The 15,021-nt window shown below is 45.5% G+C and carries 13 protein-coding genes; all 13 read left to right on the top strand.

Going from position 1 to position 15,021, the window contains the following annotated elements; translation table 11 throughout:
- Positions 1 to 356 precede the first annotated feature (356 nt).
- On the top strand, positions 357 to 869 hold the full coding sequence (locus HZY94_RS06575) for an adenine phosphoribosyltransferase (RefSeq protein ID WP_179923620.1): 513 nt from the start codon (positions 357 to 359) through the stop codon (positions 867 to 869).
- A 98-nt stretch (positions 870 to 967) separates the two neighbouring features.
- Positions 968 to 1,648: a DnaD domain protein gene (locus HZY94_RS06570; RefSeq protein WP_179925525.1), complete on the top strand. Its 681-nt coding sequence runs from the start codon at positions 968 to 970 to the stop codon at positions 1,646 to 1,648.
- Positions 1,645 to 2,286, top strand: coding sequence for an endonuclease III (gene nth, locus HZY94_RS06565; RefSeq protein WP_179925524.1), 642 nt, complete (start codon positions 1,645 to 1,647; stop codon positions 2,284 to 2,286). The genes HZY94_RS06570 and nth overlap by 4 nt, the downstream gene beginning before the upstream one ends.
- Positions 2,287 to 2,964 (top strand): tRNA (adenine(22)-N(1))-methyltransferase, encoded by a 678-nt coding sequence (locus HZY94_RS06560; RefSeq protein ID WP_179925523.1) that lies wholly within the window; start codon positions 2,287 to 2,289, stop codon positions 2,962 to 2,964. It begins immediately after the preceding gene.
- Entirely contained in the window at positions 2,954 to 3,748 is a 795-nt protein-coding gene (locus HZY94_RS06555) for a Nif3-like dinuclear metal center hexameric protein (protein WP_179925522.1), read from the top strand. Before HZY94_RS06560 ends, HZY94_RS06555 begins: the two co-directional genes overlap by 11 nt.
- A 10-nt stretch (positions 3,749 to 3,758) precedes the next feature.
- Positions 3,759 to 4,568, top strand: a complete 810-nt coding sequence (locus HZY94_RS06550; protein ID WP_179925521.1) for a ZIP family metal transporter — start codon at positions 3,759 to 3,761, stop codon at positions 4,566 to 4,568.
- An 18-nt stretch (positions 4,569 to 4,586) separates the two neighbouring features.
- Positions 4,587 to 5,483: an alpha/beta hydrolase family protein gene (locus HZY94_RS06545; protein ID WP_179925520.1), complete on the top strand. Its 897-nt coding sequence runs from the start codon at positions 4,587 to 4,589 to the stop codon at positions 5,481 to 5,483.
- Positions 5,484 to 5,565: 82 nt separating this feature from the next.
- Positions 5,566 to 6,900 carry a branched-chain amino acid transport system II carrier protein gene (gene brnQ / locus HZY94_RS06540; protein ID WP_179925519.1) on the top strand — a complete coding sequence of 445 codons (1,335 nt, stop codon included), beginning with the start codon at positions 5,566 to 5,568 and terminating at the stop codon, positions 6,898 to 6,900.
- 80 nt (positions 6,901 to 6,980) lie between these two features.
- Positions 6,981 to 8,141, top strand: coding sequence for an exonuclease SbcCD subunit D (locus HZY94_RS06535; RefSeq protein WP_179925518.1), 1,161 nt, complete (start codon positions 6,981 to 6,983; stop codon positions 8,139 to 8,141).
- Positions 8,138 to 11,233, top strand: coding sequence for an SbcC/MukB-like Walker B domain-containing protein (locus tag HZY94_RS06530; protein ID WP_179925517.1), 3,096 nt, complete (start codon positions 8,138 to 8,140; stop codon positions 11,231 to 11,233). The genes HZY94_RS06535 and HZY94_RS06530 overlap by 4 nt, the downstream gene beginning before the upstream one ends.
- 108 nt (positions 11,234 to 11,341) lie before the next feature.
- Positions 11,342 to 12,712 carry a H2O-forming NADH oxidase gene (gene nox, locus HZY94_RS06525; protein WP_179925516.1) on the top strand — a complete coding sequence of 457 codons (1,371 nt, stop codon included), beginning with the start codon at positions 11,342 to 11,344 and terminating at the stop codon, positions 12,710 to 12,712.
- Positions 12,713 to 12,912: 200 nt separating this feature from the next.
- Positions 12,913 to 13,896 (top strand): GMP reductase, encoded by a 984-nt coding sequence (gene guaC, locus HZY94_RS06520; RefSeq protein ID WP_179925515.1) that lies wholly within the window; start codon positions 12,913 to 12,915, stop codon positions 13,894 to 13,896.
- A 757-nt stretch (positions 13,897 to 14,653) separates the two neighbouring features.
- Positions 14,654 to 15,021 (top strand): reverse transcriptase domain-containing protein (locus HZY94_RS06515; protein WP_257151889.1); only part of this gene is annotated, 368 nt, incomplete at its 3' end.

Here is a 15,021-nt window from a genome sequence, read left to right as displayed (position 1 = left end):
CCTGGCAGTAAGTATGCGTTTTTTAGTCATGGTTGGTTTTGCATTATCAAAACTCAAATTGGGACAACGCGAGCACTTAGCTAGCTGGGTTGTTTGATAATAGTTTAAAAATGTATGGATGAAAACAAGGGTTTTTTGCGCCCTTTTTTTGATATTTTCGAAAAATTTAGAGTTTTACTTTTTAAGCTTAGACAAAAATATCATTTTTTTTATGAACTTGGTAATGAGGACTCAAGACCCTGACATTATTTTCAAAAAGGATAAGCAACGGGAATGATTCGTCTGGGGTCCTCCTAGCTATTCTGTTCTAATTATGGTAGAATAAATCGTAAAAACATTTTGATAGAAAGTCGATTATGAACTTAAAAGATTATATTGCAACGATTGAAAATTATCCGCAAGAAGGGGTAACCTTCCGGGATATCAGTCCTTTGATGGCCGATGGGAATGCCTATTCTTACGCAGTACGTGAAATTGTTCAATACGCGACGGATAAGAAGATTGATATGATTGTAGGTCCTGAGGCTCGTGGTTTTATTGTTGGTTGTCCGGTTGCCTATGAATTGGGAATTGGTTTTGCCCCAGTCCGTAAGCCGGGTAAATTACCGCGTGAAGTGATTTCTGCTGACTATGAAAAAGAGTATGGCTTAGATACTCTAACCATGCACGCAGATTCTATCAAACCAGGACAACGAGTATTGATTGTTGATGATTTATTGGCAACAGGTGGAACTGTTAAGGCGACCATCGAGATGATTGAACGCTTGGGTGGCGTTGTTGCAGGATGTGCCTTTTTAATCGAATTGGATGACCTTAATGGCCGCCAAGCCATCGGCGACTACGACTACAAGGTGCTGATGCACTATTAATCGGGATCTTCTTGAAGGAAACTTCAAGAAGATTTTTTCGTCCTTGCAGAAATAGAGTATAATAGAGGGTATCTAAGCAGTGTAGACAAAGGAGAGGTATGGGATTCTATCAACACTATCAAATGGGGCAAATTGTTTTACCAGCTTTTTTATTTGAGAATATCAATCAATTATTTGCATCCCCCGAAGAATTTCTAGTTTGGCAGCTGGTCTACTTGGAAAATGTGACCAAGAGTACCAGTCTTTCGATTGATCGCCTTAGTAAGCGAACAGGGATGAGTGCAGAAACCATTAATCGGGCTCTCAATAATCTGATTTCCACGGGTTCCGTCCAATACCAGGATACCAGCAAGGAGGATGGGAAGATTGGTTTTTATATTGATGCCAGTCCCTTGTTTCAGCGTTTGGATCAGTTGGCAGAGCTGAATCAAGATGAAGATCCAGAGGCTGTAAGTCAAAAAGAATTTCAAGAGTTGTTGAAATTTTTTGAGGAAAACTACGGTCGGATGTTGAGTTCGATTGAAATTGAGGACTTGCAAAAATTGGCCCAGGAGGTGCCCCTGGTCTTGATTCAAGAGGCTGTTCGGGAAGCCCTCCTGAATGGGAAAACCAGATGGCGTTACTGGCAAGCCATTGTTCGCAGCTGGGTCCAAGAAGGCATCCAGACCAAGGAGCAAATTCAGCGGCGACGGGATGAGTGGGAATTGAAAAAAACGCGTCAAATCAAGGCTAGTGATGAATTTAAAAACAATGTCAATTTATGGAGGATAGAAGAATGATTGGACGTGTGAAGTTAAAACGAATTCTGGACATTATTGCTGACATGTTTCCAAATGCCCACGGTGAGCTGACCTATGAGACTCCCTTTCAATTATTAGTAGCCGTTATTTTATCAGCCCAAGCAACGGATAAATCGGTCAATAAAATTACCCCGGGACTCTGGGCCAAGTATCCAGAAATTGAAGATTTGGCCAATGCCCCTTTGCCTGAAGTGGAGGAGACCATTCGCCACATTGGGCTTTATAAATCCAAGGCTAAAAATATCATCCGAACGGCCCAGGAAATTTTGGAGCGCTTTGATGGTCAAGTGCCCAAAACCCATAAAGAATTGGAATCCTTACCAGGTGTCGGGCGCAAAACAGCTAATGTGGTTTTGGCTGAAATTTATCAAATTCCTGCCATTGCCGTTGATACCCATGTGAGCCGGATTGCCAAACGCTTGAACATTTCAGCCCAGGACGCCAGTGTTGAGCAGATTGAAAAAGACCTGATGGCTAAAATTCCTAAAAAAGATTGGATTGCGACCCATCACCGGCTCATATTTTTCGGTCGTTATCACTGTACAGCCCGTAAGCCCAAGTGTGAGACTTGCCCGGTTCAGGCTCATTGTTTTTATTATAAAAATCTGGAGAAATAAATGTCCTTATCCAAACGTTTAGAGACAGTGGCTGGTTTTGTCAGCCCTGGAGTTACCCTGTTAGATGTTGGTAGTGACCACGCCTATCTACCGATTGCTTTGATGAAAAGCGGTCGCATTGCCGCTGCCATTGCCGGCGAGGTGGTGGAAGGTCCCTACCAATCCGCTTGTCAAAATGTCCAAAAAGAAGGTCTCAGTCAGCAGATTCAGGTACGTCTGGCTTCTGGTTTAAAAGCCCTGTCGCCTGAAGATAGTGTTGATGAGATTGTGATTGCCGGTATGGGGGGGAGACTGATTGCCTCCATTTTGGATACAGATCCAGACCGGCTTGAGGGCGTTCAGACCCTTATCCTTCAACCTAATAATCGCGAATATGAATTGCGGGCTTGGTTGGAAGAGCACGGTTATCAAGTAACCGCCGAGGCTATTCTGGAGGAGGCCGGTAAAATCTATGAAATAGTGGTCGCCCAACCGGGGCAGATGCGCTTGACCTTGCCAGAACGAACCTTTGGCCCCTTTCTGTTACAGGAAAAATCAGTGGTCTTCCGAAAAAAATGGGCCAAGGAGGCGGATAAATTGGAAGCCTTGTTGGCGAAAATCCCGCACGAGCATGTCGTGGAAAGAGAAGAGTTGGCTTTGAAATTAGCTATGATTAGAGAGGTACTAGATGAAAGTTAGAGATGTAATCGAACGTTATGAAGCTTTTTGTCCACCAGAATTGTCCCTCGAGGGGGACCAGGTGGGCCTACAAATCGGATCTTTGGACAAGGAAGTCCAGCGGGTAATGGTGACCTTGGACATTCGTGAACAGACGGTCGAAGAGGCGATTGCCAATCAAGTGGATTTGTTGATTGTCAAACACGCGCCGATTTTCCGCCCAATCAAGAATTTAGTTTATAATCAAGGTATGAATGGTATTTATGTGGACTTGATCAAGGCGGATATTGCGGTCTATGTGTCCCATACCAATATTGATGTGGTCGCAGGGGGACTCAATGACTGGTTCTGTGACCTGCTTGGAATCCAGAATACAGAGCCCTTGCATGAAACAGGACCCAATCAGGGGATCGGTCGGATTGGAGAGATTGAACCCATGGACTTCCAAGAGTTGGCGCTCAAGGTTAAGGAAACCTTCCATCTGGACAGTGTCCGCTTGGTTGAATATCCCGGTTACATCACAGAACCTGTAAAACGTATTGCTATTTGCGGAGGTAGTGGGCAATCCTTTGCTTCAGATGCCCTAGCCAAGGGAGCTGATGTCCTGATTACCGGAGATATTTATTACCATACGGCCCAAGACTTCCTTTCACAAGGCTTGCGTGCCATTGATCCAGGCCACTACATCGAGGTGATTTTCATTCAAGGCTTGACCATGTTATTAGAAAAGTGGAAGCAGGAAGAAGGCTGGACACTAGACATTTTAGGCAGCCGTGTGTCAACCAATCCTTTTTACCATCTCTAGGAGGTAGTCTATGGAGTGGTTGACACAACAATCTGTCGTTTGGTTGGCCTTTGGAGCCGGTCTCTTCACCTGGTTTTGTACGGCCTTAGGGGCTTCTGTTGTTTTTTTCTTCAAAGAGGTTAATCGTAAGGCCTTGGACACCACCATGGGCTTTGCGGCGGGAGTTATGATTGCGGCTTCCTTTTGGTCTCTGTTGTCACCGGCTCTGGAATTTGCGGAACCAAGCTATGGCAAACTTAGCTGGTTACCAGTGGCGATTGGCTTTTTAGCGGGTGGTTTTTTTCTCCGGCTGGTGGATATGATCATTCCCCACATCCATTTGACCCAGACAGAAGCCGAAGGCCTCCAACCCAAAAAGCGCCTGTCTAGGACAGCCCTGCTTTTTTCAGCCATTACCATCCATAATTTCCCGGAAGGTTTGGCGGTTGGAGTCGCCTTTGGGGCCATCCAAGATGGCAATAGCGCAGCCCTGGTCTCCGCTTTGGGCTTGGCCTTAGGAATTGGCTTGCAGAACATTCCCGAAGGGGCTGCCTTGGCCGTTCCCTTACGAACAGAGGGCCGGTCCCGCTGGTCTGCCTTTGTTTGGGGAGCCAATTCAGCCCTGGTTGAGCCGCTGGGAGCCTTGTTAGGAGCCCTAGCTGTTTTAGCCATGACTTCCCTGCTGCCCTACGCCCTGTCCTTTGCAGCCGGCGCCATGATTTTTGTTGTTGTCGAGGAACTGATCCCCGATTCCCAAAATAACGGCCATACCGACCAAGCAACCCTGGGGCTCATGATTGGCTTTGTTTTGATGATGATTTTAGACGTTGCCTTAGGGTAAAAAGAAAGGAGGTTGAGTATGAAGAAAATTGGCTTGGTTCTAAGCCTAATCGTCATTGGCTTCAGCCTCGTTTGGGCGGGGACAACTCAGGCTCCCGAGCTTGATCAAAAAAAGCAGGAAGCCGTTGCCATCACCCTGCCCAAAACCGATTACCGGATTGAAGATAGAGACATTCAGGATGGTGTCCGCAAATTAAAGGGGCAAATCTACATTCCTGCTAGCAAAAGCAAGGTTCCCCTAATCATTTTTGCCCACGGTTTTAATGGTTCCTACCGGCAAGGTCGGGTCTATGCAGAGTTACTAGCTTCTCGGGGTTATGCCGTTTATTTGTTTGATTTTGTCCATGGTGGCCCCAAGAGTCAAAGTACCAGTAATGCCAAAGAATTAACAATCACTAGTCAAGTCGAAGACCTGGAATCTGTCTTGAAGGTGAGCCAGGAGTGGAGCGAAATCGAAGCCAATCAAACCAGCCTTTTAGGGATTAGCCAGGGTGGTTTGGTGGCCAGCCTGGTCGCTAGTCAAGAACCGGCTAAGGTGAAAAACCTCCTACTCATGTACCCAGCCTTTGTGATTAGTGAACTTCCCCATCAAATCTATGATTCCCTAGACCAAATTCCTGAGCAGAGCAAGATTTTTGACCATTTTGACCTGGAAATTAGTTCCAATTACCTCCTGGATGTCTGGCCGATTCACATTTATAGTGAACTAGCCAAGTATCCGGGGCCAGTCTTAATTCTTCATGGCAACCAGGATGAAATTGTTCCTTTTTCCTATAGCGAAAAAGCTCGGCCTTATCTACAAAATGGTCAAGTCCAGATTATTGACGGAGCGGGTCATGATTTTTCGGGGGACTATTTCCCGAACGTTCGTTATCCCATCCTCAAATTTCTCCAGGAAAATCAAGATAGGAAATAAATTGATTAAAATTTCTGAAAACTCTTGCCAAAGGACTGAAAGTCATATATAATAGGACTCATATCTAAAAAAGGAGAAGTTTATGGTAAAAAAAGGTGCCTTAACGGGGCTACTTTTGTTCGGTATCTTCTTTGGTGCTGGTAACTTGATTTTCCCACCAGCCCTTGGAGTTCTATCTGGACAAAATTTCTGGCCCGCAATCTTTGGTTTTGTTGTCTCGGGAGTTGGTTTAGCGGTTCTAACGCTGATTATTGGAACTCTAAATCCTAAAGGATATGTTTATGAAATTTCCAAGAAAATTTCACCAGTCTTTGCGACTGTTTATCTAGTAGCTCTCTACCTGGCAATTGGACCATTCTTTGCAATTCCACGGACTGCTACAACAGCTTTCAGCGTAGGGATTGAACCCCTACTCAACGGATTCAATGCGAGCCTCGCTCTGCTGATTTTTACAGTTTTGTATTTCGGAGCGGCTTATTTAATCTCTTTGAATCCCTCTAAAATTTTAGATTCCGTTGGTCGAATCCTAACACCAATTTTTGCCATTTCTATCGTCCTTTTGATCATCCTAGGACTTGCAAGTTTCAGTCAAGCGCCACAAGCAGCCGTTGATGGTTATGCAACAGCCGCATTTGGAACAGGTTTCCTAGAAGGTTATAACACCTTGGATGCCTTGGCTTCGGTAGCCTTCAGTGTGGTTGCAGTGCAAACCTTGAAGCAACTGGGCTTTGCCAATAAAAAAGAATACATCACAACCATCTGGATTGTTGGTTTGGTAGTAGCCTTGGCCTTCAGTGCTCTATATGTCGGACTTGCTAAGTTGGGAAATTCCTTCCCAGTACCAGCAGATGTAATCGCTAATCCTGATGTTAATAAAGGTGTGTATGTCCTCACCAATGCAACCCAACAGGTCTTTGGTTCAGTCGGACAACTCTTCCTTGCCTTCATGATTACGATGACCTGCTTCACAACAACCGTTGGTTTGATTGTGGCGACGAGTGAGTTCTTCAACTCTCGTTTCCCACAATTCTCCTACAAGGCCTACGCAACAGCCTTTACCCTTATCGGTTTTGGAATTGCCAACCTTGGTTTGAATACCATCATTACCTTCTCAGTACCGGTCTTGATGATTCTTTACCCAATCACTATCGCCCTTGTTTTGATTGTGATTGTAAACAAATTTGTCCCACTTTCAAAACGTGGTATGCAGGCAACCATCGGTTTGGTAACCTTGGTTTCGCTAGCAGAAGTTTTGGGATCCAGTCTTGGAATCACAGCTCTTAGCAGCTTGGTTCAAAGCCTTCCATTTGCAGCAGCCTCTATGGCTTGGACAACCCCAGCACTTGTGGGTCTGGTTCTAGCCTTCCTGCTTCCAGATAAGCAAAAAGCGGATGCTTTCGAAATGGAAACAGAATAATCTGAAATTCGTCAAGGTAGACATTTGTTTGCCTTGACTTTTTTTGTTATCCTTAGAAGAACCTAGTTGGGAGGAACGGAATGAAATTTTTACATACAGCGGATTGGCATATCGGGCGGAAACTGCATGGGTACTCCCTCCTGGAGGAGCAGTGGTCAGCCTTCCAAGCCCTTAAAAAACTAGCCAAAGAGGAAAAGGTAGACGCGCTGTTTTTAGCAGGCGATCTTTTTGATGTCTCCACCCCACCGATTTCAGCAACCAAGGCCCTGGACCAGATGCTTTACGAATTAAATGTAGAGCTGGGTCTTCCCCTGTTTATTGTTTCTGGCAACCATGATGGTGCCAACCGCCTCCAGTTTGGAACCCGTTGGATGAAGCAGGGCCAGCTTTATCTGGCGACCCAAATTGAACAGGCCTTGGAACCGATTGACTTCGGGGAGTTTCAAATTTTCCTGTTGCCCTTCTTTCACCCCAGCGATGCCCGACGTTTTTATGGGATTACCGAAGCGGATAAAGGCCAAATGGAGACCATCAGTCAGGCTATGGAACGTCTGGTTAAGGACATGGAGGTTCTGATCAAACCCGGTAAAAAGCCCATTTTGATCAGTCATTTTTATGTGACTGGCCAGGGCAATGAAAACTACCAACTGATCAGTGAAGGAAAATCAGAAATCGGAGGGCTCAATCATTTGCCAGCTAGCCTTTTTGCCAGCTTTTCCTATGTGGCCTTGGGCCATCTCCATTCGCACTTATCCAGCCCCAACGAGCGGATTCGCTATTCCGGTTCTCTTTTGAAATTTGCGGTCGATGAGCATTGGCAGGAGAAGGGAGTCCTTCTTTTGGATTGGGACAAGGATAACCTGGAGATTGACTTTCGTCCCCTGCCGATTTCTAAAGATATCCGTCTCATTAGTGGCAGCTACGCGGACATCACGCAGCAAGATTTTGTGGCTAAAATCCAGGCAGAAGGTCCAGCCTATTACAGCATTCGCCTAACAGCCAAACCCCAAGGGGTGCGAAATTTGAGGGATGCCTTGATGACCTATTATCCGGATATTCTTGATATCCGGATCGAAGAGGTTAGTAGACCTCACAACAGGCGAGTCTTGACTCAGGAACGGTTGGAGTCTCCCTTGGAGCTCATTCAGCAATTTTTTCAGGAACAAACCGGTCAGGAGCTGACAGTCCAGCAGCGGAACTGGCTTGAAGATAGTCTCTTACAGAGTCGGGAGGAATTATGAAACCCATTCGTTTAGAAGCTAGAAATATTGGTCCCCATGCGCAACTGGATTTGGATTTTCGCGATTATGCCGATAGCCTGTTTTTAATTTCAGGAGATACGGGATCGGGTAAAACAACAATCTTTGATTTACTGGTGACAGCGCTGTATTACAACAATGCCCAGTTTAAGATTGGCGATAAGCGCTTTATTGACTTGCGCAGTGAGTTTGCCTCTTTCAGTGCTAAGGAGCCGTCCAGTGTTATCCTGGACTTTAGCCATCGGGGCAAGACCTACCGTGTCGAGAGGTCCTGGACTCCTAAGCGAGTGGCTTGGGATCCTGAACGGCCCTTTAACAGTCTTTTTCGCGACCAGCATCTCTTTTCGGAAATCGCGGACGGCCAGCTGGTTGGCCCCAGTTACACCAAGATCGGAGAGGTGACCCAGGCCATCGAAGACCTGCTTCATCTGAATAAGGATCAGTTTCAACGAATCCTGCTCTTGCCCCAACACAATTTCAAGCGCTTTTTATTGGCCAATTCCAAGGAGAAGGAGGAAATCCTCCAAACGCTTTTTGATGTGGATTCCTATCAATTTTTAATGGAACAATTAAAAGAAAAACGCAAGCAAGACCGCCAACAGATGGAGGCCAGAGACTTAGAAATGGTCTTGTTGGCCCGCAGTGTGGTGGGAGAAGATCTAGCTCTTTTAGGATCAGCGCAAATCCAGGAGGCCATGGCGGAGGCCCTTCAAACCTTTGAACAAGAAAAAAAGCAGGGTGAAAGGAAGGTCTTGAACTTGGAAGTGAAAGTTCAAGAGGTCGCTGAGAAATTGGCGGCTTGGAAGCAACGGCAGGACTGGGAGCAAGCCCTGGCCCGCACTCAAGCAGAGTTTAAACAAGTCAAGACGGCTTATCCCACCTATGAGGCGGATAAGGCTCATCTAGCTTTATTGGATAATCTTGAAGGGGGACAAATTCTGCTGGATCGGCAGCAGCAATTAGACCAGCAAGAAGCGGCATTAAGCCGCCGAGCAACGCAATTGGAGCAAGACCAGCAGGAATTGGAGGCCTTAAACCAGACTTATGTGATGGAGCAAGCAGGTCTGGGAAAGGAAGATGAAGAGGAGCTCAGAAGGCAAATCGCAGAGCTGGAGGGCGCTTACCAAAAACTTCTGGATCGGCAGCAATTAAGCCAGCTCCTAGCCAGCAAACAGGATGAGCTGGGGCAGCTCAAAAATCAACAATTGCAAGAACAGCGGGAATTAGAGGCTAATCAGGAAGCGGTAGCAGAATTAGAAACTCGTTTGCTGTCACTGAGCCAGAAAACGGTGAGCTGGAATCAACTGGTGGATTACCAGCAGCGCCACCATCAACTCCTCCAGCAGGATCAGAAAATAAAGGATCAAGAAGCCCAACTGACTCAGCTCCAATCCCAGCTAGAGGAGGTTCAGGCCCAGATAGAAGCCCTGTCCCAGTCCAGCGACGATCAAGGCTTTCAAGAACAACGTTTGGCCTCCGCTGTGAACTTGGTTAGGGGCCACACTCAATTGAATGAGCCCTGCCTGGTCTGTCACAATCAGGTGACCGAGCTACCTCAGACGTCAGCTTCAGGGATGGAAGCCGACTATGTGCAGGCAGAACTGGCTTATTATGAGCAGAAAGCTCAACTAGCCCATTTAGGGGAGACGCAAACCAAACTGGAGCAGCAATCTACGCAGGTCTTGAGCCAGTTAGAAGAGTTGCAGCTAGTCTATCAGACAACCTTGAGCGACCTTGCTGCTGATTTAGAGACGAATCAGATTGATCTCACAGGTCTTGTGCAGGCTCTTCAAGCCTACCAAACTAGCTTGGAAAGTCAGCTTAAGCAGGTAGAAAATCTGCGGCAGGAAAAAGAAATAGCCTTGCTTCGCCAAAATCAGCGACTGCTCAACCTTCAGGAAATCAACTTGCGAATGGACCACACAGGCCAACAAATCCAAGAGAGCTCCCGAGCTCTAGAAAAATTGGAAATGCAGGTTGGCTCTCAAACAATCCAAGAAGTCGAAGTCGCTTTAAAAAACGAGCAGGAGCGGTTGAAGCAGTATCAAACTGCCAAAGCAAGGCTAGCGCAGTTAGAACTGCAACTAACGGCTCAGAGACAGGCTTTTGAAACTAGACAAGAACAGTATGCAGAAACACTTCAGTCTCATCAAGAAGCACAGGCCAAGAATCGATCAGCCTTGCTCCAGTTGCAAGAAGATTTCTTGCCACAAGTAGAGCTGGCCGCCTTTCTAGACATCCTCCAGGAAGTCCCTTTACGTGGACAATTGCGGCAAAAAATCACTCAATTTGAAAGTCGCCTTCAGGAAATCCAGCATGAGCTCAATCGCCTCCAAAGCCAGGAACCACCAAGTCTTTCATTGGATAATCCGCAGGAGCAGGAAGCTCTCTTAGCTCAATTGCAGTCGGACCTAGACTTGGAGAAGGAAGCTCTGATTCTCATCGTGGACCGAATTGAGCATGCCTTAAGGGTTGAGCAACAGTTGATAGCCCTAACTGAAAATCAACTTGAAAGCCAGTTGCTTTATGAACAGTTGGATCAATTGGTCCAGGTTCTAGCAGGTCAGACTGAGGGTCGGTTAGATATCAAAGGCTACGTCCTGCAACATTTTTTCAATCAAATTGTCGAAGTGGCCAACGACCGCTATTACCAAGATTTCTCCCAAGGGCGCTATCAATTTGTATTGAATGCTCAAAAAACATCTGGTCGCAGTCTCTCTGGTTTAGAGCTGGATGTTTTGGACCAAGAAGTGGGACAATTACGGCCAGTCTCCACCCTTTCTGGCGGGGAAAGTTTTTTAGCCAGCATGGCCCTGGCTTTGGCAACCTCTGATGTCATTCAGGAAAGCAAGGGAGGAGTTGAGCTAGAGGCGCTCTTTATCGATGAAGGATTCGGAAGTCTGGATCAGGAGACCCTGTTGGTGGCACTCGATGTTTTGGAGAGCCTGGGCCGTAGTGGTCGAATGATTGGCTTGATTTCCCATGTCGAGGTGATGAAACAAGGGATTTCCAAACAGATCTTGGTGGAAAAACGCGGTTCTGGTCGGAGTTCCCTCAAGCAGGTTTCGCTCTAATCTCTGAAATTTTTCATAATTTTTTTCAAACCTATAGGATAACATTTGGAAACGCTGCCAGATTGTGGTATACTGGAGTTGAAATAAATTAAAGGTAGGACTCGAACTATGAGTAAAATTGTTGTCATTGGTGCTAACCACGCTGGTACAGCCTGTATTAATACAATGTTAGACAACTTCGGTGACGAAAACGAAGTTGTTGTTTTCGACCAAAACTCCAATATTTCCTTCCTTGGATGTGGAATGGCGCTTTGGATTGGAAAACAAATTGATGGTCCAGAAGGTCTCTTCTATTCCAACAAAGAAACCTTGGAATCTAAGGGTGCTCGCATCTACATGGAATCTCCAGTTCTGTCTGTCGACTATGACAAAAAAGAAGTGACAGCTCTGGTTGATGGTAAAGAGCATGTAGAATCTTACGAAAAATTGATCTTCGCGACTGGTTCGCAACCAATTATCCCACCAATCAAAGGAGTTGAATTGGTCGAAGGTAGCCGTGAATTTAAAGCAACCCTTGAAAACCTTCAATTTGTTAAACTCTACCAAAACTCTGCAGAAGTGATTGAACGTCTGGAAAACAAAGACATCAAGCGAGTTGCTGTTGTTGGTGCTGGCTATATTGGTGTGGAGCTAGCAGAAGCCTTCGAACGTGTTGGCAAAGAAGTTGTCCTAATTGATATCGCTGAAACTTCCCTTAATGGTTACTATGACCGTGAGCTTTCCGACATGATGAACAAGAACTTGGAAGATCATGGCATCCGTTTGGCTTATGGCCAAACTGTTCAAGCTGTCGAAGGTGACGGTAAGGTTGAGCGTATTGTTACAGACAAAGAAACCTTTGATGTCGATATGGTAATCTTGGCTGTTGGTTTCCGTCCAAATACAGAACTGGGCGCTGGTAAAATCGAACTTTACAAGAATGGTGCCTTCTTGGTTGATAAGAAACAAGAAACCAGCATTCCAGGTGTTTACGCAGTTGGAGACTGTGCAACCATCTTTGATAACTCTCTTGGTAAACCAAGTTACATCGCACTTGCATCCAATGCCGTTCGTTCAGGTATTGTCGGTGCCTTTAATGCAACTGGCCATGAATTAGAAGGAATTGGTGTTCAAGGTTCTAACGGTATCTCCATCTATGACTTGAAGATGGTTTCAACTGGTTTAACTTTGGAAAAAGCAAAAGCTGCTGGCTTTGATGCTGTGGAAACAGGCTTTAGCGATCTTCAAAAACCTGAATTTATCAAGCATGACAATCATGAAGTTGTTCTTAAGATTGTTTACGATCGTGAGTCTCGTGTCATTCTTGGAGCACAAATGGCTTCTAAAGAAGATATGTCAATGGGAATCCACATGTTCTCCTTGGCGATTCAAGAACACGTAACCATTGATAAATTGGCCTTGACTGATATTTTCTTCTTGCCACACTTCAACAAACCGTACAACTACATTACAATGGCTGCTCTCTTAGCTGAGAAATAAGCCTTTGGAAAAGACTTGGAAAAATCTTCCAGGTCTTTTCATTTTGCTTTGTAACTTTCAAAAAAACGAACTTTCTTGTTTAGTCGGCAGCTTTCTGTTGACAATTTTCGGACAATTCTGTATACTATTTCTGGAAAGGTCGGTTTTTGGGGCCTATCCATGCCCAGCCTTGATTGGCAAATATTTTTTGAGGTGCAGTCATGTTGAATGAATTTCCCATTTTTGATTACGAAGATATTCAATTAATTCCGAACAAGTGTATTATCTCTAGCCGTTCGCAGGCAGATACCGAGGTCACTTTTGGTAAGCATAGCTTTAAACTACCAGTAGTTCCAGCCAATATGCAGACCATTGTTGACGAGGAACTAGCGGAGAAGTTGGCGCGTGAGGGCTACTTCTATATTATGCATCGCTTTGATGAAGCAGCCCGGATTCCTTTTATTCAAAAAATGAAGGAGCAGGGTCTAATCTCCTCGATTTCTGTGGGGGTAAAAGACTATGAGTATGACTTCGTTAGCCAACTCAAGGACAATGTTCCAGATTACATTACAATTGACATTGCTCACGGTCATGCCGACAGTGTTATTAAAATGATTCAACACATTAAAAAAGAACTACCTGAGACCTTTGTAATCGCAGGAAATGTTGGAACACCAGAAGCTGTTCGTGAGTTGGAAAATGCAGGAGCGGATGCCACCAAGGTTGGGATTGGCCCAGGTAAGGTCTGCATTACCAAGGTAAAAACCGGTTTTGGTACAGGAGGCTGGCAGTTGGCAGCTCTTCGCTGGTGTGCTAAAGCCGCTCGGAAACCGATTATCGCCGATGGTGGAATTCGGACCCACGGGGATGTCGCCAAATCAATTCGTTTTGGTGCAAGCATGGTGATGATTGGTTCCCTCTTTGCTGGCCATACTGAAAGTCCAGGTCAGTTAATCGAGGAAGATGGCCAAGTCTTCAAGGAATATTATGGTTCAGCCTCCCAGTTCCAAAAAGGTGACTACAAGAATGTTGAAGGGAAGAAAATTCTTCTTCCAGCTAAGGGTTCGATCTTTGCAACCCTAAAAGAAATGCAGGAAGACCTTCAAAGTTCGATTTCCTACGCAGGTGGTCGTGATCTTGAAAGCCTTCGTAAGGTCGATTATGTGATTGTTAAAAATTCCATTTGGAATGGTGACAGTTTGTAAAAAGAAAACCAGGTCCGGTCGGGCTTGGTTTTTTGGCTCTTTGTCAACTGTAGTGGGTAGAATTTTACAATCTATAAATAGTGAGTACAATATAGCCTAAAAATGGCTTCCTTTCAATTCATATGGGATGCATTCCCTGTGGTGGGGGACGGCAGCGACCTCTGACGAGTTCCATGCCTTATTCGGGAACCGAAGTTTCCCGAATCCCCCCGATTCCAAGCTCGGTGGCTTGGAATCTTTTCAGTACGACGGGCATGTCGTATATCTGAGGTGCAAGTCCTCTGTGGGCACCTGCTACCGGTGAACCCAATAGCGACTCCCAAGCCTGACTATCGTGAGGTAGCGGGGAGAGGAAGGGATAGCGAAATCGTGGCTCTACGAACAGAAATGTGATATGAAGGCGTATGTAGTGGATGAGGAGGCTGAAAACTCTAAAGTCCCAAAAGGTAGTCGTAACCTATATGCGTAGATCACGAGAGTAAACGAGGAAAGATATACGACTTATCCCGTGAGGTCTCATGAGCGTCGTAGACGTAGTAACAACGAATCATGAGAAGTCAGCCGAACCCATAGTAGTGATGAAGTTTCTGTAATGGAAATGGAGCGAAGGGGCGAACAATTAACCGAAGTAATCCTACTTCACTTGTGTCTGTAAAAGAACGGTCTGATAGAACTGGAGACGGTCACGTATTGACTAGGAGAAGGTTCACGAATCTAAGATGTCCCTCAGACACCGAAACAAGAAAGGAATACGCACATGTCAGAATTGCTAGATAAGATATTATCTCGGAACAATATGCTTGAAGCCTATCATCAGGTAAAAAGAAACAAGGGTTCTGCTGGTATCGACGGAGTTACCATTGAGGAAATGGATAATTTCCTACGGCAACATTGGCGAGAAACCAAGGAACTTATAAAGCAGAGGAAGTACAAACCTCAACCAGTTTTACGAGTTGAAATTCCTAAGCCAAATGGTGGCGTCCGAAATCTTGGAATCCCTACAGTCATGGACAGAATGGTACAACAAGCGATTGTTCAAACCATCAGTCCAATCTGTGAAAGACACTTCTCAGAGTATAGTTATGGCTTTCGTCCCAATCGCTCTTGTGAGACAGCTATTATTCA

Source organism: Streptococcus danieliae (assembly GCF_013415245.1).
Taxonomy (GTDB): domain Bacteria; phylum Bacillota; class Bacilli; order Lactobacillales; family Streptococcaceae; genus Streptococcus; species Streptococcus danieliae_A.
Note: the sequence above shows the minus strand (reverse complement) of the source record. Positions and strands in the feature narration are given on the sequence as shown.